Annotated in this window: 21 protein-coding genes and 1 pseudogene; 11 read left to right on the plus strand and 11 right to left on the minus strand. The window is 59.6% G+C overall.

The genetic code is table 11. The features are described from left to right. Positions 1-2: 2 nt before the first annotated feature. Positions 3-668, minus strand: coding sequence for an SDR family NAD(P)-dependent oxidoreductase (locus GOV88_RS06030; protein ID WP_171239849.1), 666 nt, complete (start codon positions 666-668; stop codon positions 3-5). Positions 669-953: 285 nt separating this feature from the next. Here GOV88_RS06030 and GOV88_RS06035 point away from each other — a divergent pair, with 285 nt between their 5' ends. Further along, positions 954-2,522 carry a 2-isopropylmalate synthase gene (locus GOV88_RS06035; protein WP_171239850.1) on the plus strand — a complete coding sequence of 523 codons (1,569 nt, stop codon included), beginning with the start codon at positions 954-956 and terminating at the stop codon, positions 2,520-2,522. A gap of 42 nt (positions 2,523-2,564) precedes the next feature. Here GOV88_RS06035 and GOV88_RS06040 read toward each other — a convergent pair whose 3' ends face one another. Together GOV88_RS06040 and GOV88_RS06045 are read right to left on the minus strand one after the other, a co-directional pair. Beyond that, on the minus strand, positions 2,565-4,298 hold the full coding sequence (locus tag GOV88_RS06040) for an adenylate/guanylate cyclase domain-containing protein (RefSeq protein WP_171122470.1): 1,734 nt from the start codon (positions 4,296-4,298) through the stop codon (positions 2,565-2,567). 121 nt (positions 4,299-4,419) lie between these two features. Beyond that, positions 4,420-5,205 carry a 23S rRNA (adenine(2030)-N(6))-methyltransferase RlmJ gene (locus GOV88_RS06045; protein WP_171239851.1) on the minus strand — a complete coding sequence of 262 codons (786 nt, stop codon included), beginning with the start codon at positions 5,203-5,205 and terminating at the stop codon, positions 4,420-4,422. Between the two features lie 155 nt (positions 5,206-5,360). Between GOV88_RS06045 and GOV88_RS06050 the strand changes: the two genes are divergently transcribed. From GOV88_RS06050 to GOV88_RS06075, 6 genes are read left to right on the plus strand one after another with little or no spacing between them, the layout of a single operon-like run. After that, the gene (locus GOV88_RS06050; RefSeq protein WP_039523195.1) at positions 5,361-6,407 is read left to right on the plus strand and encodes a rod shape-determining protein; all 1,047 of its coding nucleotides are present in this window, start codon (positions 5,361-5,363) and stop codon (positions 6,405-6,407) included. Between the two features lie 56 nt (positions 6,408-6,463). Further along, entirely contained in the window at positions 6,464-7,366 is a 903-nt protein-coding gene (gene mreC, locus GOV88_RS06055) for a rod shape-determining protein MreC (protein ID WP_171239852.1), read from the plus strand. Continuing rightward, the gene (locus GOV88_RS06060) at positions 7,359-7,895 is read left to right on the plus strand and encodes a rod shape-determining protein MreD (RefSeq protein WP_171239853.1); all 537 of its coding nucleotides are present in this window, start codon (positions 7,359-7,361) and stop codon (positions 7,893-7,895) included. Before mreC ends, GOV88_RS06060 begins: the two co-directional genes overlap by 8 nt. Then, a complete protein-coding gene (gene mrdA, locus GOV88_RS06065; RefSeq protein ID WP_171239854.1) occupies positions 7,892-9,841 on the plus strand; it encodes a penicillin-binding protein 2 in 1,950 nt (649 codons plus the stop codon). The genes GOV88_RS06060 and mrdA overlap by 4 nt, the downstream gene beginning before the upstream one ends. After that, positions 9,838-10,977: a rod shape-determining protein RodA gene (gene rodA, locus GOV88_RS06070; protein ID WP_171122480.1), complete on the plus strand. Its 1,140-nt coding sequence runs from the start codon at positions 9,838-9,840 to the stop codon at positions 10,975-10,977. The genes mrdA and rodA overlap by 4 nt, the downstream gene beginning before the upstream one ends. A gap of 15 nt (positions 10,978-10,992) precedes the next feature. Continuing rightward, a complete protein-coding gene (locus tag GOV88_RS06075) occupies positions 10,993-11,925 on the plus strand; it encodes a glyoxylate/hydroxypyruvate reductase A (RefSeq protein ID WP_171239855.1) in 933 nt (310 codons plus the stop codon). Here the strand turns inward: GOV88_RS06075 and GOV88_RS06080 are convergent, their stop codons facing one another. From GOV88_RS06080 to GOV88_RS06105, 6 genes are all read right to left on the minus strand, one after another. Continuing rightward, the gene (locus GOV88_RS06080; RefSeq protein ID WP_171239856.1) at positions 11,926-13,941 is read right to left on the minus strand and encodes a M3 family metallopeptidase; all 2,016 of its coding nucleotides are present in this window, start codon (positions 13,939-13,941) and stop codon (positions 11,926-11,928) included. 58 nt (positions 13,942-13,999) lie between these two features. Continuing rightward, positions 14,000-15,037, minus strand: coding sequence for a molybdopterin-synthase adenylyltransferase MoeB (locus GOV88_RS06085; RefSeq protein WP_171124511.1), 1,038 nt, complete (start codon positions 15,035-15,037; stop codon positions 14,000-14,002). Then, positions 15,037-15,492 carry a dUTP diphosphatase gene (dut, locus tag GOV88_RS06090; RefSeq protein WP_171122488.1) on the minus strand — a complete coding sequence of 152 codons (456 nt, stop codon included), beginning with the start codon at positions 15,490-15,492 and terminating at the stop codon, positions 15,037-15,039. The genes GOV88_RS06085 and dut overlap by 1 nt, the downstream gene beginning before the upstream one ends. Before the next feature lie 15 nt (positions 15,493-15,507). Then, a complete protein-coding gene (coaBC, locus tag GOV88_RS06095) occupies positions 15,508-16,704 on the minus strand; it encodes a bifunctional phosphopantothenoylcysteine decarboxylase/phosphopantothenate--cysteine ligase CoaBC (RefSeq protein ID WP_171239857.1) in 1,197 nt (398 codons plus the stop codon). A gap of 63 nt (positions 16,705-16,767) precedes the next feature. After that, a complete protein-coding gene (locus tag GOV88_RS06100) occupies positions 16,768-17,583 on the minus strand; it encodes a ChaN family lipoprotein (RefSeq protein WP_171239858.1) in 816 nt (271 codons plus the stop codon). Beyond that, positions 17,580-18,458 carry an RNA polymerase factor sigma-32 gene (locus GOV88_RS06105; protein ID WP_171211795.1) on the minus strand — a complete coding sequence of 293 codons (879 nt, stop codon included), beginning with the start codon at positions 18,456-18,458 and terminating at the stop codon, positions 17,580-17,582. The genes GOV88_RS06100 and GOV88_RS06105 overlap by 4 nt, the downstream gene beginning before the upstream one ends. A gap of 100 nt (positions 18,459-18,558) precedes the next feature. On the opposite strand from GOV88_RS06105, the gene cobU reads away from it, so the two are divergent. The 4 genes and pseudogenes from cobU (at position 18,559) to GOV88_RS06125 (ending at position 22,065) form a co-directional block, all read left to right on the plus strand. After that, positions 18,559-19,080 (plus strand): bifunctional adenosylcobinamide kinase/adenosylcobinamide-phosphate guanylyltransferase, encoded by a 522-nt coding sequence (gene cobU, locus GOV88_RS06110; protein WP_371808220.1) that lies wholly within the window; start codon positions 18,559-18,561, stop codon positions 19,078-19,080. Beyond that, positions 19,077-19,655 (plus strand): histidine phosphatase family protein, encoded by a 579-nt coding sequence (locus GOV88_RS06115; protein WP_171239859.1) that lies wholly within the window; start codon positions 19,077-19,079, stop codon positions 19,653-19,655. The genes cobU and GOV88_RS06115 overlap by 4 nt, the downstream gene beginning before the upstream one ends. Before the next feature lie 58 nt (positions 19,656-19,713). Then, positions 19,714-20,598: a glutathione S-transferase gene (locus GOV88_RS06120; RefSeq protein ID WP_171239860.1), complete on the plus strand. Its 885-nt coding sequence runs from the start codon at positions 19,714-19,716 to the stop codon at positions 20,596-20,598. 45 nt (positions 20,599-20,643) lie between these two features. Beyond that, a pseudogene (locus GOV88_RS06125) lies at positions 20,644-22,065 on the plus strand (YifB family Mg chelatase-like AAA ATPase). Here the strand turns inward: GOV88_RS06125 and gshB are convergent. Both gshB and GOV88_RS06135 read right to left on the minus strand, forming a co-directional pair. Beyond that, complete coding sequence (gene gshB, locus GOV88_RS06130) at positions 22,062-22,994, minus strand: glutathione synthase (RefSeq protein WP_171239861.1); 933 nt, start codon at positions 22,992-22,994, stop codon at positions 22,062-22,064. The pseudogene GOV88_RS06125 and the gene gshB sit on opposite strands and share 4 nt — an antisense overlap. Before the next feature lie 61 nt (positions 22,995-23,055). After that, positions 23,056-23,427 (minus strand): YraN family protein, encoded by a 372-nt coding sequence (locus GOV88_RS06135; RefSeq protein WP_171239862.1) that lies wholly within the window; start codon positions 23,425-23,427, stop codon positions 23,056-23,058.

Raw genomic sequence — 23,427 nt, forward strand, 5'->3', positions numbered from 1 at the left:
GCTCACCACGGCACGGTCTCACCTTTCCAATCAAAAAATCCGCCTGTCTGGGCCGGAGTAAGACGGTCTATAACGCCCAGCAAATTCTTGGCGGCCTCTTCTGGCGCGACAGTTGGATGGCGTCCGGAATATTTTTGGGTAAAGCTGGTGCGAACTGTCCCTGGATGCAAGGCGACGCAAATGGATTGCGGATGCGTGCGCGCCAATTCTATCGCCGCTGTGCGCACGATCTGGTTCAAGGCAGCCTTGGCTGCGCGATAGCTGATCCACCCACCCAAACGGTTATCGCCGATCGACCCGACGCGGGCAGACAGGATCGCGACGACGCATTGCCTGTCGCGCGGCAACAACTTATGTGCGTGCCCAAGTACCAGCGCCGGCCCGACCGCGTTGAGTGCGAATTGATCCATCATGACAGGTGCCGAGATTGACTTGATCGTCTTTTCTGGCTCGGCCCCGTTCACCTCCAGCGCGCCAGTGGCGATCAAGATCATGTCAAACGGGCCATTCTGCTTATCCAACCCCCGATCCACGCTTTCAGGGTCTGTCACGTCAAAACCATCAGACGACCGGGACAAGCCCGTCGCCAATACACCGCGCTGTCGCAATCCTTGGCACAAAGCGCTACCAATTCCGCCTGATGCACCGATGACAAGAGCTGACTTCATCATCAGTGACCTAGCTGCCAGGTCGCATGGATCAACCGGGTCGAAAATGAAAACCTTCTGACGGCTATACGCAAATTCCTTCTTTTCATTCCCGGCATGGGTTGTATAACCTCAATCCTATGATCAACCGCGCAGATATCCTTGTTGCCGACACCGCCACCCGCGGTGCGTCACTGCGTGGCCTACTGATCCTAATCCGCCTCTGAGCGTGCCATCCGGCGCGCCCGCTCAGAGGAGGACGCCCGCGCGCCATAGGCTTTAGGACAGAAGAAGAAAGAGATTCCCATGACCAACGTGACCGACCAAGACCGCGTCTTGATCTTTGACACCACTTTGCGCGACGGCGAACAAAGCCCCGGCGCGACCATGACCCACAACGAAAAGCTGGAGATTGCCGAGCTGTTGGACGAAATGGGTGTCGACATCATCGAGGCCGGTTTTCCGATCGCCTCCGAAGGTGACTTCAAAGCTGTCAGCGAGATCGCCGAGCGGTCGAAAAACAGCCGCATCTGTGGTCTGGCCCGCGCCAATTTCGCAGACATTGACCGCTGCTGGGAGGCGGTGAAACACGCCGAGAAGAACCGGATTCACACCTTCATCGGCACCTCGCCCCTGCATCGCGCCATACCGAACCTGACCATGGACGAGATGGCCGACAAGATCCACGAAACGGTTAGCCATGCCCGCAACCTGTGCGAAAATGTGCAATGGTCGCCGATGGACGCGACGCGGACGGAATGGGATTACCTCTGCCGCGTGATTGAAATTGCGATCAAGGCCGGGGCCACCACGATCAACATCCCCGATACCGTGGGCTATACTGCTCCGGTCGAAAGCGCGGATCTGATCAAGCGCCTGATTGATACGGTTCCGGGCGCGGACGAGGTAGTTTTTGCCACCCACTGCCACAATGACCTTGGTATGGCGACCGCGAACTCGCTGGCTGCTGTCGCAGGCGGGGCGCGTCAGATCGAATGTACCATCAACGGTTTGGGTGAACGCGCGGGCAACACCGCGCTTGAAGAGGTCGTGATGGCCCTGCGGACCCGCAATGACATCATGCCTTGGACCACGGGCATCGACACCACAAAGATCATGCATATCTCGCGCCGCGTGGCGACCGTGTCGGGCTTCAACGTGCAGTTCAATAAAGCCATCGTCGGCAAGAACGCCTTCGCGCATGAAAGCGGCATCCATCAGGATGGCATGCTGAAAAACCGCGAAAACTTCGAGATCATGCGCCCCGAGGATATCGGCCTCTCCGGCACCTCTCTGCCTTTGGGCAAACACTCGGGCCGCGCCGCGCTGCGCGACAAGCTCGAGACGTTGGGATTTGATGTCGGTGACAACCAGCTCAAGGACATCTTCGTGCGGTTCAAGGATCTGGCCGACCGTAAGAAAGAGGTGTTCGACGACGACCTCATCGCGCTGATGACCATGGATGAGCATGACGACTACCTCCAACTGGTGTCCATGAAAGTCACATGTGGCACCGGGGGTCAGGCGGAATCGACGGTCGAGCTGGAAATGGACGGCAAGGACATCATCGCGACGGAACATGGCGACGGACCGGTGGACGCGACCTTCAAGGCGATCCGGTCGATCTATCCCAACAAGGCGCATTTGCAACTGTACCAGGTTCACGCGGTAACCGAAGGCACCGACGCGCAGGCCACTGTGTCCGTGCGGCTGGAAGAAGACGGCATGATCGCAACGGGGCAATCGGCGAATACCGACACAGTCGTTGCATCCGCCAAGGCGTATATCCACGCACTGAACCGGTTGATCATGCGACGTGAAAAGGCAGGCCCCGGCGCGGACGCCCGCGAGATCAGCTACAAGGATCTGACATAAACCGGACGGCCCGCACAAGCGGGCCGTTTTTCGTTTGGCGCGTCAGGCCAAACCGGCTTTTTCCAAGCCACGAACGAAATGGTGCAGATCGTCTTCCTTGGAATAGTGCAGGGTTGCGACGATATCCTCGATGCTGATGTCTGGTTGCGCGGCCTCGACTGCCTCGGCATGTTCGCGCGCTTCGGCATCATTTCCAAGCCAGGCATGACAAGCCGCAACATAGGCGTTTTGGACCATGTCCAAAGACGGCAAACGTCCGAAATCATCTAGCGCCTGATGATAGTTTTTGGCGCAGAACCGCGCCTTTCCCAGATGGCTCCAGAACCGGGCGGGGTGATGCGGGTTCAGGCGCATGGCTTTCTGTATCCATTCCGCCCCCTCGTCGGGTCGGCCTGACCAGGTCAACAACTCTCCCATCTGGACAACGACAAGATCGTAATTGGGATTCAGAGACAACGCTCTTTCCTGATGGTACCGCGCACGCCCAAGATTGTTTCGCAAGATCTCTACCGCCGCCATCAGGCGATGCACGTCAGCGTCGTTGTCATCCAGCGATGCTGCCTTAAGTATGGCCTCTTCGCATTCGGCCAGCATCGCTTCGCGGTCGTCACACCAGCCGTACCCCCAGGCCTGTCCACGGATACAACCGCTCCAGGCATGGGCATGCGCATAATCCGGATCCAGTTTGATTGCCCGGTCGATCATTTCGGTCGCTTCGACATTCGCTTGGCGCGTGCTGCGATGGTGCAGCACCTTGGCCGCCAAGACGCATTCATACGCTGCGAAACTGGAGGGTGTCTTGCGCGTCAGACCCTCTTGCTGCGATGCTTCGATCCGCCCCGGCAAGGTGGCGACCACAGCGGAAATCACTTCGTCCTGAATCGCAAATATGTCGTCCAGATCGCGGTCGTATTTCTCGGCCCAGACGTGCCCGTCATTATCGCTGTCGATAAGCTGAACGGTGACCCGCACCCGGTTTCCGGCCTTTCGCACACTGCCCTCGACAATGTACTGCGCCCCCAGTTTTTCACCGACCTCCCGCACATTCACGGCCTGTCCCTTATAGACAAAACTGGAATTTCGAGAGATTACGAACAACTCGTGCCTTCGGCTAAGTTCGGTCAGCAGGTCCTCGGTCAGACCATCTGCAAAGAACTCCTGCTCGGTGTCGCCGCTCATGTTGGCGAAAGGCAAAACCGCGATCGAAGGCTTTACGACCTTGGTGTCTGCTTCTTCTATCGGCTCGACGTCGTCAGAAGGTCTATCCAACTCGACACGATAAGCATGGACGGGTTGAGACAGGTTCTTTAGTTCGAGATTGCCCAAGTCCTGATATTGAAATTCAAGTCGACCAGACACCTGATCATGCACTGTGCCCGAAATCACCACACCTCCGGCATGGGCTGACTGCTCCAACCGGGCGGCAATGTTTACGCCGCTGCCAAAGATATCGCCGTCTTCGAAAATGATCTCATCAAGATTGATGCCAATCCGGAACTGTATGCGTTGATCCCTTGGGACATCTGCATTCCGCCGCAGCATCCGGTTCTGAACCTCGACCGCGCAGGTAACCGCATCGCTGGCGCTGGAAAACTCGACCAGCATCCCGTCGCCGGTGGTCTTGATGATCGTGCCCCTGTTCTTGTCGATGGCCGGATCAATCAGTTCTATTCGGTGCGTGCGCAACCGCGCCAGCGTGCCTTGTTCATCGTTCTCCATCAAACGGCTGTACCCGACCATGTCGGCAGCCAGAACCGTAGCAAGTCGGCGATCCATGGCACCCCTCCTCGCCCGAATTCTAGGGCCGAAAACCCCATTGTCATAAGGAATTTTCAAAAAACACCCTGTGCGTGTATAGGGTGGAGGTCAATGCGACCGACGCATGTATTCAGGCGTCTTAAAGCCCGGCAAAGAGTGAATCCAGCCGACGGGTTTCCTCATTGAACCCAAACGGGGCGTTCACAACGAACATTCCGGAACCGATCATGCGGTGCCCTTCGCGCGCGGCCGGAAACCGGACTTCATGACATTCGGCTTTCGGCAGGTTCTGTTTTACCAGCGCCTCAACCATCGCTTTGTGCCGCCCGTCGGACAGGATCGGATACCACAACGCAATCACCCCAACGTTCCACTTGCGGTGCAGCTTGGAAATGATCCCAGGCAAGCGATCGTACTCCGATTTCACCTCATAGCTTGGGTCGATCAACAGCAGCCCTCGGCGTGGTGTCGGTGGCAGCAACGACTGCGCCAGTTCGTAGCCATCCTGCTGGTAGATCTTTGCCCCGTAGGCAGACATCGTCATCGACAGTGCCGCGTATTCCTGCGGGTGCAACTCGGCAAAGTGCAAACTGTCCTGTTCGCGCAGCAGGCTGGCAGCGATCAGGGGCGAACCGGCATAGCTGTTCTCACCATGACGCGCCCGAACAATACTTAGCGCCATTGACAAGGGATGATCCGCGCTGAACCACCCTTCGCGCCGCGCCCGTTCGATTCCAGCGGCGGCCTCGCCCGTCCGCACGGCCTCGGCTGCATCCAACTGATACAAGCCACGGCCCGAATGCGTCTCGAGATAGGTCAGAGGCTTGTCCTTGCGGGTCAGATATTTCAGCATCCATGCCAACAAAGCGTGCTTTTGCACATCAGCCAGATTTCCAGCGTGGTAAATATGTTGATATGAGAGCATGTTGCCTTCTAAAGTCCCTCTCAATAAGGCGGAAAGGTGCTGATTGACGCGGAATCAGCCCTTTTACCGGGCGAGATGGCACCCTATAAGACATCCGTCCCGGAACCGTCGAGTCGCGGGCAGTAGAAATTCTGACGAACGGGATCAGTGAACACATGGGAATCTTTGGCAATCTGGGCGGCTTGTTCACAGCGGACATGGCCATTGACCTTGGGACAGCGAACACGCTGGTTTATGTCAAAGGGCGCGGTGTGATCCTGTCGGAACCCTCAGTGGTTGCCTATCACGTCAAGGACGGTGTCAAAAAGGTTCTGGCCGTGGGTGAGGACGCCAAGCTGATGCTGGGCCGGACACCGGGGTCCATCGAAGCGATCCGCCCGATGCGCGAAGGTGTCATCGCGGATTTCGACACCGCCGAAGAGATGATCAAGCACTTCATCCGCAAAGTGCACAAACGCTCGACCTTCTCTAAGCCCAAGATCATTGTCTGCGTGCCCCATGGTGCGACACCCGTTGAAAAACGCGCGATCCGACAGTCGGTTCTGTCCGCAGGCGCGCGCCGCGCAGGCCTGATTGCCGAACCGATTGCAGCCGCCATTGGTGCCGGGATGCCGATCACTGATCCAACCGGCAACATGGTCGTCGACATCGGCGGCGGTACTACAGAGGTTGCGGTCCTGTCGCTGGGCGACATCGTCTACGCGCGATCGGTCCGCGTGGGTGGCGACCGCATGGATGAGGCGATCATCTCGTACCTGCGCCGCCAGCAGAACCTGTTGGTCGGTGAATCCACCGCTGAGCGGATCAAGACCACCATCGGCACCGCCCGCATGCCCGACGATGGCCGCGGCCAGTCGATGCATATCCGGGGCCGCGACTTGTTGAACGGCGTGCCGAAAGAAATCGAGATCAGTCAGGCGCAGGTTGCCGAAGCGCTGTCAGAACCCGTCCAGCAGATTTGCGAGGCGGTGATGACCGCGCTGGAAACCACGCCGCCCGATCTGGCCGCGGATATCGTGGACCGGGGTGTCATGCTGACCGGCGGCGGCGCGCTACTGGGCGATCTGGACCTTGCGCTGCGCGAACAGACCGGTTTGGCCGTGTCGATTGCCGATGAAAGCCTGAACTGTGTGGCTTTGGGCACCGGCAAGGCGCTGGAATATGAAAAACAACTGCGCCACGCGATTGACTACGAAAGCTAAGGCGCGCACCCTTTTGGGGTGAAAACTCGGGCAAGAGCAGCACGGGAAGGTAACCTGTGGCAAAGGACCGATCACAGCGCGACGAATACACACCCCCCTTACGCCGCCTGCTGCTGGGGATCGTGGTTCTGTGTCTGCTGGGCATCTTTCTGGTCTGGCGCATTGACAGTCCGCGGGTGGAGCGGTTCCGCGCACAGGTCGTAGACACCGTCGTACCCTCGATGGATTGGGCCATGGTTCCGGTCACGGCCGTCGTAAACCTTGTACGTGATTTTCAAAGCTATCAGCGCCTGAGCGAGCAAAATCAGGAATTGCGCAGCGAACTGCGCCTGATGCGCGCGTGGAAAGAAGCGGCCCTTCAGCTTGAACAGGAAAACGCCCGCCTTCTTGACCTCAACAATGTGCGGCTTGATCCGCGCCTGACCTATATCACGGGCGTCGTAATGGCGGATAGCGGCTCGCCCTTCCGTCAGTCGGTCTTGCTGAATGTGGGCGAGCGTGACGGGATTATGGACGGCTGGGCCACGATGGATGGGATCGGCGTGGTGGGGCGCATCTCGGGCGTTGGCCCGGACACGGCGCGGGTGATCCTGATGACCGATGCCTCCAGCGCGATACCCGCAACGATTCAACCTTCTGGCCAGACCGCACTGATCGCGGGGGATAACACGCCTTCTCCGGCGGTCGAGTTTCTTGAAAACCGCGAACTGGTACGTCCCGGTGACCGGGTTGTCACATCGGGCGATGGCGGCGTTTTCCCGGGTGGTTTGTTGATAGGCCAGATCACGGCTGACCCCGGTGGGCGCCTGCGGGTCCGTTTGTCTGCTGATTTCGAAAGGCTCGAGTTTCTGCGGGTCCTACGGTTCCATTCTGCGCCTCCGATTGAGGATTCCGGCGATATCGTCGGGCCAAGACGACCCGAAGCCGCCAAAGCACCTGCAGAGGCTGGCGATGGATAGGCAGGTCTCGCAGCTTTGGACCAAGCGGGCGCTGTACCTGTTTCTGGCCTTTCTGATCATGTTTCTGCACCTTTTGCCGCTGGACACACAACCGGGGCGCTTGCCGTTTCCCGACCTGCTGATGGCCTTGACCTTCGCTTGGGTCTTACGGCGGCCTGAATACGTTCCAATCCCTTTGATCGCGATCGTGATGCTGCTGGCGGACCTGTTGTTGCAACGTCCTCCGGGATTGCTGGCTGCGCTTGTTGTTCTGGGGTCAGCCTATTTGCGCGGGGCCGCGCCCGGTATGCGCGATGCCGGATTTTTTGCCGAATGGACAACCGCAGCCGTCGCGATCACGGCTGTTTTTGTACTGAACCGCATAATTCTTGCTATTCTAACCGTGCAACAAGCGGCATTGGGGCCGATGGTGATACAAGTGGTTCTGACAATTGCAGTTTATCCGGTGATCGTTCTGCTCAGCCAAAGCGGATTCGGCGTTCGACGCGCCTCGGCGGTGGATTCTGCTGCAGCGGGGCTTCGGTCATGAAACAGCGCAAGACCAAATCGCAGGGGCTTGCCTATAAACGCCTGCCGCGCCGCGCGGTGGTATTGGGCGGCTTGCAGGCGGCCTTCATCGGCGGGTTGGCGGCCCGAATGCGGTTCATGCAGGTGGATCAGGCGGACGAGTACCGCCTGCTGGCGGAAGAGAACCGCATCAATATCCGACTTATCCCCCCAACACGCGGACGGATCTACGACCGTAACGGACAAATTATAGGACAGAACTCGCCATCCTATCGGATCGTGATGGTCCGAGAGGATGCGGGCGATGTCGATGCTGTTATCTCCAAGCTGTCCGATCTGATCCCATTGACCGATGACGAAATCGAACGCGCCAAGACTGAGATGCGCCGGTCCGCCCCGTTCCTTCCGGTAACGCTGGCGGATCAGGTGACGTGGGAAGATATTTCAAAGGTCGCGGTCAACGCCCCTGCCCTGCCCGGTGTCACCCCCGAAGTTGGCATGACCCGCCAATACCCAAGATACGAAGACTTTGCGCATGTCGTTGGGTATGTCGGCCCGGTCAGCGACTACGACCTCAGCCAGATCGAGGATCCCGAGCCGGTTCTTCGTATTCCCCGTTTCCAAATCGGCAAGGTCGGTCTGGAAGCCAAACAGGAAGGCACCTTGCGCGGCAAAGCAGGCGCCAAACGGGTCGAGGTCAACGCCACAGGCCGCGTGATGCGCGAATTGGACAGGCAAGTGGGTGAGGCCGGTGCCGATCTTCAGCTATCCGTGGACGCAGACCTGCAGCAATACGCACAGGCACGTTTGGCAGGGGAAAGTGCCGCAGCCGTTGTAATTGATTGCGAAACCGGGGACATACGCGCCATCAGCTCTGCCCCCAGTTTCGACCCAAACCTGTTCGTGCGCGGCATTTCTGTCGCGGATTATCGGACGCTGACTCAGGACAACTACCGCCCGCTGGCCAACAAGACGGTGCAGGGCACTTACCCGCCCGGCTCGACTTTCAAGATGATCACCGCAATGGCCGCGCTTGAGGCCGGGGTAATCGGCCCATCCAACACCGTGTATTGTCCCGGCCACCTGAAAGTCGGCAGCCGCAGGTTCCACTGCTGGAAGCGCGGCGGCCATCGCACCGTCGATCTGGAAACATCGCTCAAACGCAGTTGCGATGTTTACTACTATGACGTGGCTTTGCGAACCGGTATCGACCGGATCTCGGACATGGCGCGCATCTTCGGACTGGGCGTGAAACACGACATACCGATGTCCGCCGTTGCCGCAGGGCTTGCACCGAACCAGGAATGGAAACAGCGCGTGCACGGTCAGGATTGGCTAGTGGGCGACACGGCGAATGCCTCGATCGGTCAGGGGTTCATGCTGGCGTCACCATTGCAGCTAGCGGTCATGACGGCGCGGATCGCCACAGGGCGTGCTGTCTCGCCGCGTTTGGTACGGTCAGTGAACGGTGTCGAAGAACCCTCGGGCGCGGGTGAACCTTTGGCGGTGAACCCAAACAACCTTGAACAGGTGCGCAAGGCGATGTTCTCGGTCTCGAACGACCGGCGTGGAACGGCCTATCGCAGCCGGATTATCGCTGATGAGTTCCGCATGGCGGGCAAAACCGGAACCAGTCAGGTGCGCAACATCACCAAGGCTGAGCGGGCTGCTGGTGTTATCCGCAACGAAGACTTGCCATGGGAACGCCGTGACCACGCGCTGTTCGTCAGCTTTGCGCCGTATGACAACCCAAAATATGCCGTCGCTGTTGTCGTGGAACACGGCGGCGGGGGCTCCAAGGCGGCGGCGCCGGTTGCGCGGGATATCATGCTGCAGGCCCTTTACAACGGCACACCGCCACTGGAAGCCTACCCGGTCGCCGACCGCGACCGCATCAAGGAACAGCAAAAACGGCTTGAGGGCGATCGCCGCCCCAAAGCGCGTCCGTCCGAAAAGGACCGCGCATGAGCTATCTTGAATACGCCGTCAAATCCACTCCGTCAGGGTTTCGCAAGTTTCTGTTTATGAACTGGCCCCTCACCCTGTTGCTGATCAGCACGGCCAGCGCCGGGTTCCTGATGCTGTATTCGGTGGCCGGAGGGTCTTGGACCCCCTGGGCAGAACCTCAGATGGAGCGGTTCGGCCTTGGCCTAGCGGTCATGTTCATCGTGGCGCTTGTGCCGATCTGGTTCTGGCGCAACATGTCAGTGGTGGCTTATCTGGGCTCGATCGCTTTGCTGGTATTCGTGGAGCTGTTCGGCACTGTCGGAATGGGCGCACAGCGTTGGATTGATCTTGGGTTCATGCGGCTGCAACCATCCGAAGTCATGAAAGTGACGTTGGTGATGCTGCTGGCATCGTATTATGACTGGTTGCCATCGCACAAAACATCGCGTCCGATCTGGGTCATCATTCCCGTCATCCTGATCTTAATTCCCACGTTCATGGTGCTACGCCAACCGGATCTTGGCACCTCGATCCTGCTGCTCGCGGCCGGGGGTGGATTGATGTTTCTTGCGGGTGTCCACTGGGCCTATTTCGCTGCAGTGATCGCTGCGGGTGTCGGCCTGATTGCCACCGTGTTCAACAGCCGTGGAACAGAATGGCAGCTTCTGAAAGACTATCAATTCCGCCGCATCGACACGTTTCTCGACCCGTCTACCGATCCGCTGGGTGCGGGGTACCATATCACGCAGTCGAAAATCGCACTGGGGTCTGGGGGGTGGAACGGGCGCGGATTCATGCAGGGCACACAATCGCGGCTGAACTTTCTGCCTGAAAAACACACCGACTTCATCTTTACCACGCTGGCCGAAGAGTTCGGTTTTGTTGGTGGCATCACACTGCTGACCCTGTACGGACTGATCCTGATCTTCTGCATGGTCACGGCGCTGTCGACGAAGGACAGGTTTTCTTCGCTGGTGACACTCGGGATTGCGTTGAACTTCTTCCTGTTTTTTGCCGTGAACATGTCGATGGTCATGGGCCTTGCCCCGGTCGTGGGTGTGCCCCTGCCAATGGTCAGCTATGGCGGATCGGCTATGCTGGTTCTGATGGCAGCCTTTGGCATTGTCCAAAGCGCCCATATCCACCGTCCCCGGTGATCGGAAAGGCCCCCAATGTCCGTGAACGTCCTGTTTTCCGCCCGCCCCGAGCTTTGGCCGGTATATCAGCCGCTGTTGTCAAAGTACCTGACCGAAGCCGGATTGAACTTCCGTCTGTCAACTAACATCGAGCCGGATCAGGTGGACTATATCGTCTACGCCCCAGATGGCGGGCTTCTGGACTTCGCGCCATATACACGCCTGAAGGCCGTGCTGAGCCTTTGGGCCGGGGTCGAAAAGATCGCGGGCAACGAAACCCTGACCGTTCCTCTGGCGCGGATGGTAGATCACGGCCTGACGCAGGGCATGACAGAATGGGTGGTGGGGCATGTTCTGCGCTATCACCTTGGGATGGATCAGCACATTTCTGTTCAGGATGGCGTATGGGCACCGGACGCCCCGCCATTGGCGCCTGAGCGACGGGTTTGCATCCTGGGTCTTGGAGCATTGGGTGATGCCGCCGCGCGCGCCCTGGCCACGCTTGGTTTCGAAGTCACGGGCTGGAGCCGCACCGCCAAGGATATTCCGGGGGTAAGGTGTCTGCATGGTGACGCGGGGCTGCGTACCGCCCTGTCACAAGCTGAAATTGTCGTGCTGCTCTTGCCGGATACGCCTGTGACCGCAAATACACTGAACGCCGAAACGCTGGCCCTGCTGCCGAAAGGCGCATGCGTTATCAATCCCGGCCGGGGGCCATTGATTGACGATGACGCGATGTTGTCAGCCCTGAACTCCGGCCAGATCGGGCACGCGACGCTGGATGTATTTCGGGTGGAACCCCTGCCCGGCGATCATCCCTATTGGGCGCACCCCAAAGTGACGGTCACGCCCCACATCGCATCGGAAACCCGCCCTGCCACGGCCGCGCAGGTCATTTGCGACAACATCGTCCGAGGTGAAGCCGGGCAACCCCTGCTGCACGTCGTGAACCGCAATCTGGGATACTGATCAGGCCGAGATCAGGCCACGGCCTTTCAACAACGCCTCTACCCCCGGCAACCGGCCCCGGAAGGCCAGATACAGGTCTTCGGCCTCGCGCGAGCCACCGGTGGACAGGATATTTTCCTCCAGCGCCTTGGCGCGGTCGGGATCGAAGGCTCCTCCGGCTTCTTCGAAGGCGGCGAAGGCGTCGGCATCCATGACCTCGGACCACATATAGCTGTAATAGCCCGCGCTATAGCCATCGCCCGCAAACACATGGGCGAAATGCGGGGTGGCGTGGCGCATCCCGATGGCCGGGGGCATCCCCAGACCCTCTAGCACCTGCGCCTGTGTCGCGATCGGATCGGCGGGGGCCGCGCCGTCGTGGAATTCCAGATCGACCAGCGCCGAGGCGACATATTCGACCGTCTGAAACCCCTGATCGAAATTGGCGGCCTTCAGCACCTTGTCCAGCATGTCCTGCGGCATCGGCGCGCCGGTATTAGCATGGGTGGCAAACTCGGCCAGAACCTCGGGGACTTCCAGCCAGTGTTCATAAAGCTGGCTGGGCAGTTCCACGAAATCGCGCGCCACAGATGTACCCGAGATACTTTCATAGGTCACATCCGACAGCATCTGGTGCAGCGCATGACCGAATTCATGAAACAGTGTCCGCGCATCATCATAGGACAGCAACGCCGGATCGCCTTTGGCGAAGTTGCAGACATTGATCACGACCGGAGCCTGCACCGTGGGGAATTTGGCCTGAGACCGCATCGCGCTGCACCACGCGCCGGATCGCTTGGACCCGCGCGCGAAGTAATCCCCGATGAACACCGCGACATGCTGGCCGTTGCGCGTGACCTCCCACGCGCGGCAATCGGGGTGGTACAAAGGCACATCCAGCGGCGCGAATTCCAACCCGAACAGACGGTTGGCGCAGGCAAAAGCGGCCTCGATCATCCGGTCCAATTGCAGGTAAGGCTTCAACGCGGCCTCATCCAGATCATGCTCGGCCTTGCGACGTTTCTCGGCATAGTAGCGCCAGTCCCACGCGGCCAGAGGGCCATTGACACCATCTGCCTGCATCATCTGCGTCAAGATTGCGGCATCCGCATCGGCTCGGGCCTTGGCCGGTTCCCAGACCTGCACCAACAGATCACGCACCTTGTCTGGTGTGCGGGCCATCTCGGTTTCCAACTTGTAGGCGGCGAAATTGGCATAGCCCAGCAACTTGGCGCGTTCTTCGCGCAGGGCGAGGATTTCGGCGGCGATCTCGCGATTGTCCGTCTCGCCCCCGTTCGCGCCACGCGCGGTCCACGCCTTGTACGCCACCTCGCGCAGATCGCGGCGGGGCGAGAATTGCAGGAACGGCACGATGATTGAGCGCGACAGGGTCACAACCGGGCCGTCTGCGCCCTTTTCCTGCCCGGCGGCGCGGGCCGTATCCACGACGAAATCGGGCAGACCTTCCAGATCATCCTCGGACAGAGGCATGAACCACTCACGCTCATCCGCCAGCAGGTTCTGGGTAAAGGATGTACCCAGCGAGGCCAGCCGCGCCTTGATCGCCTGCATCCGCGCGTCTGCATCCCCAGTCAGCGCCGCACCCGCGCGCACGAACCCGCGATGGGTCAGCATCAGCACCCGAGACTGTTCGTCCGTCAGGCTCAGATCGTCCTTCCGCGCCCACAGGTCGGCCAACCGCTGAAACAGCGCCTTGTTCGACGAAATGCCCGAGAAATGCGCCGCCAGTTTGGGCGAGAAGTCTCGCTGCAACTCTTCACGCATCGGGTTGCTATCGGCCCCGGCCACGGTGAAGAACACCGACAGGACCTTGTCCAACTGCTCACCTGCGGCCTCAAGCGCTTCGACCGTGTTGGCGAAGGTGGGCGCGTCGGGGTTGTCCGCGATGGCATCGATCTGCGCGTTGTGGACCTTTAGGGCGGTGTCCAGCGCGGGGGAAAAATCGCTATCGGCAATCGTGTCAAACGGTGCGATTTCAAACGGTGTGGTCCAGTCGGACAGGATCGGGTTGGTCATGAAACTCTCCTTTGATCGCAACCTAGGAGCGCAGGGCAGGATGATCCAGCGCGCGCGCTCACTTACCGCAAATCGGACAATCGGCGCGGCGTGACAGAGTGATCTTGCGGCTTTCCCCATAAAGCGCGTCATAGATCAGCATCTCGCCGCGCAGCGCCTGCCCAGCCCCGGTGATCACCTTGATCGCCTCGACCGCCATCATCGAGCCCACAACGCCGGGCAGAGGGCCGATCACGCCTGCCTCAGCACAAGAAGGGGCCAGACCGGGGGCCGGGGCCTCGGGGAAAATGCACTGATAGCAAGGCGCGCCGTGGGCAGGGTCAAAGACACTCAGTTGTCCTTCCCATTGCGACAACGCGCCCGAGATCAGCGGTTTTCCCAACGCAACGGCGGTGCGGTTGGCCAGATAGCGGGTGTCGAAATTATCCGTTCCGTCGAGGATCAGATCAAAATCAGCGAACAGGTCTGCTGCGATCTCGTCAGTCAGGCGGCGGTGATAGGGAAGCACGGTCACGTTGGGGTTCTGCGCTTTCATGGCCTGCTGGGCCGAGAACACCTTGGGCATCCCGATATCCGCATCCCGATGGATCACTTGCCGTTGCAGGTTGGCATTTTCGACCTCATCATCGTCGATCACGCCGATGGTCCCTACCCCGGCAGCAGCCAGATATTGCAGCGCGGGCGCGCCCAGACCACCGGCACCAATCACCAGCACGCGGGCCTGTTTCATCTTTTTCTGACCCGGGCCACCCAGTTCCCGCAACACGATATGGCGGGCATAACGTTCCAGTTCGGTTTCAGAGAATTGGTCGGATGGCATGGCGGGCTCCTGCGTGGCGGGCGTCGCGCGGTTGCGTAACGCTTTCAGCACCCTTCCATAAACCAGAACCAGAACCGCGAAACCACCCAGTATAAGCCACATGGCAGCGGACCCGCCAGTTGCCGCACGCAGGGGGTGGCCGTCGGGCAGCACCAATTGGGCTGTTATTACGCCCAACAGCAACACCGCGACCGAAGCCAGACGCGCCGTACGGGACACTCCGGCAAGATAGCCGATACCCCACAACCCAGCGGCCAGAATGAGGACCAACAGCATCAGCCGCGCCCGGTTGACCCGAAACCGCCAGCCCCGCGCGCGGTGTCGCTGAGTGTATCGGCGGCCTCAAAAGTGGCCTGCACAACGGGGGCCACGATCAGTTGGGCGATGCGTTCCCCATGCGTGATCTCGAACGCCTCCTGTCCGGCATTGAGAACGATCACCCCCAACGGACCGCGATAGTCGCTGTCGATCGTGCCCGGCGTGTTTGGGAGCGTAATGCCATGTTTCAGCGCAAGCCCGGACCGCGGGCGCACCTGCACTTCGAAACCCTGAGGGATTTCGATCCGCAACCCGGTTGGAATTAGCGCCCGTTCGCCGGGCTGCAAGGTGACTGACGCACCGTCCGGCATATTAGCCCGAACATCCGCACCGGCCGCACCGGCGGTTTCATAAGAGGGCAAGGGCACCGAGGGGTCCGCTCCGTCCTCGCGGATCACACGAATTGCAACCATCTGAGTTCCTTTTGCCTAGCCGTTCAAGGCATCCGCGATTTTGTCGGCCAGCCGCTTGGCCACGGCGTCCTTGCCCATACGGGGCCATTCTTCCGAACCCTGATCCGAGATCAGGACGACCGCATTTTCCGAGCCCCCCATGATCCCCGTCGCCGGGCTGACGTCATTGGCAACGATCCAATCACACCCCTTGCGTTTGCGTTTGGCCGTCGCGTGTTCAACCACGTTGTCCGTTTCGGCGGCAAAACCAACAACCAACGGGGGGCGTCCGTCGTTCATCTGCGCGACCCTTTTCAGAATGTCCGGGTTCTCGGCAAACTCCAGTGCAGGAAGACCGTCACGGGTTTTCTTCAGCTTCCGGTCCGAGGCGCTGGCCACGCGCCAGTCCGCCACAGCAGCAGCAAAAACTCCGGCGTCCACGGGCAGCGCGGCGTCCACAGCGTCAGACATCTGCTGGGCAGTCTCCACAGGCACAACCTGCACCCCGTCCGGGGCTGGCACATCGGCGGGTCCGGTCACAAAGATCACCTCTGCACCCAAAGCAGCCAGCGCACGCGCCACCGCAGCGCCCTGCGCACCCGAAGACCGGTTGGCAATATACCGAACCGGATCAATCGGCTCATGCGTTGGGCCAGAAGTTACAAGAATGCGTTTCCCCAAAAGCGGGCCATCACCAAGCTGGGCCTCGATCGCGGCAACGATTTCCAAAGGCTCGGACATGCGACCGGGGCCATATTCCCCACACGCCATGTCGCCTTCATTCGGACCGACAAAACCGACCCCATCAGATTTCAACGTCTGCAGATTGCGCTGTGTCGCGGGATGATCCCACATGCGCACGTTCATGGCCGGGGCGCACAAAACCGGCGTGTCGGTCGCCATCAACAGGGTCGAGGCCAGATCATTGGCCAGCCCGCCCGCCATTTTCCCCATCAAATCCGCCGTGGCTGGCGCAACAACAATCAGGTTCGCCGACCGGGACAATTGGATATGCCCCATCTCAGCCTCATCCGTCAGATCAAACAGATCGCGATACACCTTTTCCCCGGCAAGCGCGGAAACAGACAGGGGTGTCACGAATTCTTCAGCCGCACGCGTCAGAACAGGCGTTACAGACGCGCCGCGTTCCTTCAACCGTCGGATCAGATCCAACGATTTATAGGCCGCGATCCCTCCGCCGATGATCAGCAGAATGCGTTTCGATGCCAGCATGTTGTGCCCTTCCCATTCCGGTCGGCCCCGACATTAGGCAAGGCCGCCGAACAGTTCCAGCGGTTAATTCTGGGTCTCAAATGCAAGGCAGGGGTCTTCCCGTTCGACCGAAGGGCTGTCAATCACCGCGTCGAATTCACCTTCGATGCTGCCGTCCTCGGACTGTCCCAGAACGAATACTTTCAACCCCGGGCGCAAGCGAGACAAAAAGGTCGGGACTCCCCAATCCTTGCGCGCATGGCCATTTCCCGTGATCACAGCAACCGGGCCACCCGTTTCATCCGTTGCACGCAGAATCGACCGTGTAAGAACGGCATCGCGTAGCCGCTGAATGGCAACCATTTGCGGCAATGCGCTTTCGGGAATGGCATCGCAATGCGCGGCAAGCTGATCGGCCTCGCGCGCCATCTGCTCGGCGGTCGACAAGGGGATCGTCAGACCATATCGCGCCGCATCCGCGCCCAATGCGGTCGCGGCCCCCCGCTCCATCGCGGCGCGGGCAGCGGCGCGTGGAACCATCGCGCCATAGACCGGCGCATCTGTTGCCTGAAAAACGGGGTAATACATGCTCAATGGTGGCCAGCCGGACTCGGCCCACCGCAATATTCGCGACAATTCCTCGGGGTTGGAGGCCGCTTTCTGGGCAAGTCGCTGCGCCCCCTCCTCGGTCACCATTTCCCATACCACGGCCGAGGGCCACACGATCTTCAATGCTTCGGTCTGCACCATGTGGTGTTGGGGATTGTCATGGATTTCACCCAGAATAACCACGTCCGCCGACCGCATCGCGGCCGCAACGTCGTCTGGAATATGTTGATCAGCCCGGCCCTGACTGACCGTAACCATCAATGCACACAGCAGAATCGCAATCTGTTTCATGCGATGAAGTGTTGCACCTCGCGGGATTGCGCTTCAAGGTTCTTGCGCATTTTCACGAATGCCGCCGCTTCCAACTGGCGCACGCGTTCCTTGGACAGGCCAAGCTCCTGCCCCAGACTTTCAAGCGTCCGCGCAGGTTCGCGCAGCTTGCGCTCACGAACAATGAACCGCTCACGCTCGTTGAGCGCCTTCATCGCGGTCACAAGCCATTCCCGCAACTGTTCGGTGTCGTGAGTGTTTTCGACTGTCTCAGCAGCCTGTTCGCGCTCGTCCTCCAACGCATCAATCCACTCGCGCCCGTCTTCATCGGCAGACTGCACGGCGTTCAACGAGAAATCGGAACCGGACAACCGCCCCTCCATCATCTCGACGTCGCGCAGCGGCACGCCAATCTCGGCGGCAATCATCTGATGCAACTGGTGACGATCCAATTGCATTCCTTCTGTCGCGGCTTCCCGCTCCAGCCGTGCCTGGACACGGCGCATATTGAAGAACAGCGATTTTTGTGAGGAGGTCGAGCCCGTCCGAACCATCGACCAGTTCCGCATCACATAGTCCTGAATGCTGGCCTTGATCCACCATACTGCATAGGTGGAAAAGCGCACGCCGCGATCCGGGTCGAACTTGTCGGCGGCCTTCATAAGACCAAGCCCCGCCTCCTGGATCAGGTCATTCATGGGCGCACCGTATCGTTTAAACTTGGCCGCCATCGAAATCGCCAGCCGCATATAGGCCGTGATCAACCGATGCAGAGCTTGCTCGTCACGTTGGTCGCGCCATGCATACGCAAGTTTCAATTCAGTTTCCGCGTCCAGCAATTCCGCCTTCATTGCCTGTCGCGACATTGAAAAATCGTTTGAATTGTCCAGTGCCATGGAAATCTCCCCTTTTCACAGGCGCAGCACGGCCTTGCTTTGCCGACTTATGGTCGATACGCAGAACAAAACCGGGTGGATCACATGGAAGGTAAGAATAGTGTATCCGGATTTAACCTTTGTGATAGGGGGCGCGGCCTCAGGCAAATCTGGCTTTGCCGAACAACTTGTTGTTTCATCAGGTAAAAACCGCACTTACCTTGCCACATCACAAGTGTTTGATGATGAGATGCGCCTAAAGATTGATCGCCATATCGCGCAACGCGGCCCGGATTGGTCAACGATCGAGGCACCGCTGGACCTTGAACCAGCCTTATCAGCTCTGACACCGAACGATGTGTGCCTGATCGACTGCGCGACCATGTGGCTGACCAACCATATGCTGGCCGAAAACGACCTGGTGCAAGCCCAGACCACGCTGTTGAAGGCCCTCGCAGACTGCAAGGCCCCGGTCGTTATTGTTTCCAACGAATTGGGTCAGGGCATCGTACCCGAAAACGCCCTGTCCCGCCGCTTTCGCGAGGCGCAGGGGCGGTTGAATATTGCGCTGGCGGCTCAGGCAGAACTGGTAGTTCAGGTTCAGGTCGGTCTGCCGCTGGTTCTGAAAGGACAGCTACCATGACTCGCCTGCATCTTGTCCGCCATGGCCCGACTCATGCCAAAACCATGGTCGGTTGGTCCGACTTGCCTGCTGACCTCAGCGATACGGCCGCTGTGGCGCGACTGCATGACCATTTACCGCCCGAGTCACTGGTGATTTCCTCGGACCTGTCCCGCGCGGTCGATACGGCATCGGCCATACAAGGCGCGCGCGCGCGCTTGCCCCATCACCCCGACCTGCGGGAAATCAATTTCGGCACGTGGGAGTTGCGCGGATTCAAAGATATCGAGGCCGACGACCCCGAGCTGGCCTTTGCCTACTGGGACAACCCAGGCGACGTGCGCCCGCCCGAAGGTGAAAGCTGGAATGAGGTCCGGGCGCGCGTGGATACCGTTGTTGACGCGTTGATCACACAGCACACCGGGCAAGACCTGGTCGTTGTTGCGCATTTCGGGGTCATTCTAACCCAGGTACAACGCGCATTGGATGTCACCGCTCGAGAGGCGTTTAGCCACAAGATCGACAACCTGTCAGTCACAGAGCTGACCCATCACGGCGACGGGTGGTCTGTTGGGCGGATCAATCACCTTCCGTGATCTATACCCGCACAAATCACTGATTTACGGATAGGTTTTCACGCGCCATCCTGCGGTCATGACCTATGATCTGTTTATTGGGGACCGCCTGTTTTCCAGTTGGTCCATGCGCGGCTGGTTGATGCTGGAAAAGTTCGACCTGCCGTATCGAACGCATATGATCGGCCTTTATTCAGGCACAATGGCCGAAGATATGAAGCCACTTGCGCCAGCGCGCCTTGTACCTGCCCTGCGCCTGCCGGAAGGTACTGTTGTGGGAGAAAGCCTCGCCATGGCCGAAACGCTGGCCGAGCGGCACCCCGCGGCCGGACTATGGCCCAAAGACCCGTCAGCCCGTGCAACGGCGCGGTGGTTGTGCGCCGAAATGGTGGCCGGGTTCTCGGCGTTGCGCGGGGAATGCCCGATGCAGCTCAAACAGTGTTGGCAGGGGTACAAGCCGTCGTCAGAAACTCTGAACGATCTGGAACGGATCGAAACGCTCTGGCATCACGCGCGCGACGTGTCCGGTTCGACGAGCGGTCCGTTGTTCGGCACCTATTCTTTGGCGGATGTATTCTATACGCCGGTTGCAGCGCGCATCGTCGGGTACGGGCTGCCCGTGTCCGATGCCAATCGGCAGTATTGTCTGGACCTTCTTTCTGACCCAACCGTCCGGCAATGGCGCGCGATGGGGCTGACCGTGAATTATACGCCATTTCCCTATCCACAGGATCTTTCATCACGCCCTTGGCCTGTTGGTGGGCGCACTGATGCAAGAGCCGTTTCCGGAACCAATTCAATCAACAGCGCCTGCCCTTACTCTGGCAAACCGGTCACTCATGTTCTTGAGTTGAACGAACGGCTTTGGGGTTTCTGTAATGCGTTCTGCCGCGACAAAACTGTTGCAGACCCTGAAGCTTGGCCAAAATTCACCGCGATGGTAGCCGGCGTTAACGATTCCTAAACTGCCCGCGTGTCAGCAACGACCTGTTAACCAAAAAGGTCGTTCATGGTCGCCCGCTCACATACCGTCGCTTTCCAAGGGGTCGAGGCCCGCCCCGTCGAGGTGCAATGCGCTGTCTCGCCGGGCCTGCCCGCTTTTTCCATCGTCGGCCTGCCCGACAAGGCCGTGTCCGAGGCCCGCGACCGCGTCCGTAGCGCGCTCAGTTCCATGGCAATCGCGCTACCGTCGAAACGTATCACCATCAACCTGTCACCTGCCGACCTGCCGAAAGAGGGCAGCCATTTCGACCTGCCCATCGCCATGGCGCTGCTGTCTGCGCTCGAGATCATCCCCCCCGACGCCGCCGAAGACCGAGCACTGCTCTGCCCCAAAGCCTCCAGCGCCGAGGCCGCATGGGTCGACGCCACGCAGGTCATAGGGGCCGGATCGTTGGGGGATGTGGTGCGACATTTCTCAGGCCAGGCTCCGTTATCCGCCGCCCAACCCGGCGAGGTCAGCCTTGCACCCAGCGCCCGCGACCTGCGGGATGTGAAAGGACAGGAACGAGCCAAACGCGCGCTCGAGATCGCCGCCGCCGGGCGACATCACCTGATCATGATCGGCACGCCGGGGTCGGGGAAATCCATGCTGGCCGCACGTTTGCCCGGAAATCTGCCGCCGCTGACCCCGGCCGAGGCGCTGGAAACCTCGATGATCCAATCGCTTTGCGGCTTGCTGGACGAAGGCGGCATCAGCCGCACCCGTCCGTTTCGGGAACCGCACCACACCGCTTCGATGGCTGCAATCGTTGGCGGTGGAAAAGGCGCGAAACCGGGGGAAATTTCTCTGGCCCACAACGGTGTGCTGTTCATGGACGAATTCCCGGAATTCCCGCGCACAGTTCTGGAAACCCTGCGCCAACCGATCGAGACAGGCGAGGTCATGGTCGCCCGGGCCAATGCGCATGTGAAGTATCCCTGTCGTTTTATGCTGGTGGCCGCCGCCAACCCTTGCAAATGCGGTTATCTGACGGACCCCGCCCGCGCCTGTTCCCGCGCGCCGTTCTGTGGCGAGGATTATTTGGGCCGCATTTCGGGCCCACTGATGGATAGGTTTGATCTGCGCCTCGAAGTGCCGCCAGTCGGTTTTACCGATCTTGATCTGCCCCCATCCGGCGACAGTTCGGCCACTGTTGCCGCGCGCGTGGAATAGGCACGTGCTGTTCAGGCGCAGAGGTTCGAGGGCACATCGACCCGACAGAACGCGGATGTGGAAGGTGCCATTCTGGAAGAAATCGCAGCGCCAGACGCCGAAGGCAAAGAATTGCTGTTGAAGGCCGCTGAACGGTTTGGCCTATCCGCGCGCGCCTTTCACCGTATTTTGCGGGTGGCGCGCACGATTGCGGATCTGGACGGGGCACCGGATGTAAAACGGCCCCATGCGGCTGAGGCGCTGAGCTTTCGCGTCAGCGCACAAGCCGCGTCTTAGACCTTGGCCTCAATTGCCTGCCAGATTTTTTCAGCGATGTTGACGCCGTCAAACCGCTCCAGCTCCTGAATGCCGGTGGGCGAGGTCACGTTGATCTCGGTCAGGTAATCGCCGATCACGTCGATCCCAACAAAAATCTGGCCCTTTTCCTTCAGTAACGGCCCAATCGCGGCGCAAATTTCAAGATCGCGCTCGGACAGGCCGATCTTTTCAGGACGCCCGCCGACATGCATGTTTGACCGGGTTTCGCCTGCCGCTGGTACACGGTTGATCGCGCCAACCGGTTCTCCATCCACCAAAATGACACGCTTGTCGCCATTGCTGACGTCAGGCAGGAACTTCTGAACAATCAGCGGCTCGCGCGAGAACCCGGTGAACAGTTCATGCAGCGACGTCAGATTGCGATCATTTGCATCCAACCGGAACACGCCCGCGCCACCGTTGCCGTAAAGTGGTTTTAGGATGATATCATCGTGCTTTTCCTTGAACGCCTTAATCGTCTGCAAATCCCGCGCGATGGTTGTGGGCGGGGTCAGGTCCGGGAAGTCCAGCACCAGCAGCTTTTCGGGATAGTTCCGCACCCAGAACGGATCGTTGACCACCAGCGTCTGCCCTTTGAGGCGATCCAGCAAATGCGTCGACGTGATGTAATGCATGTCGAACGGAGGGTCTTGCCGCAGCCAGACAACATCAAACTCGGCCAGATCAACCTCACGCTCGGGGCCCAGCTCGGCCGGGTTCCCGGCAATCCGCTGCACCGTCATGTCCTGACCGCGCGCCGTTATGCGACCTTCCTGATAGGCCAGTTGATCCGGCCCATAGAAAAACAGGGAATGGCCGCGCTTCTGTGCTTCTTCCGCAAGGCGGAAGGAACTGTCGGCATTGATATCCACGGCCCCGATCGGGTCCATCTGAAAGGCGATTTTCATGGCGTGTCCCTCAGTTTCACGCCAGATACATGGCCCAGCGCGCCCAAGGGTTCAATGGGTGTCAGTCCTGACCAAAGGCGTTTTCAATAATTTGAACAGCGCCCGAGGCATCCACCAGCGCCGCGTCGAACCGAACATTAGTGAGTTGACCACCCGGTTCATTCTCCAGAAATTGCGCGGCAGAGGCGCAAATGCGGCTCATCTGTCGGTGATTGATCCGAGCGGCAGCCATTTCAAAGCTTTGGCTTTTCTTGACCTCGACAAAAACCAGCCCTTTGGCGTCTCGGGCGATCAGGTCGATTTCCCCGCCCGCGCCACGCCAACGATGATGCAGGATGGTGAATCCGCGACGCTCGTAATCTGTCGCCACTCGCAATTCCGCAGCCTGCCCCGCGTGAAAAGACACAGAGCTTTGCACGGATCGCCTGGACAT

The organism is Ruegeria sp. HKCCA5491 (genome assembly GCF_013034565.1).
Classification (GTDB): Bacteria; Pseudomonadota; Alphaproteobacteria; order Rhodobacterales; family Rhodobacteraceae; genus Ruegeria.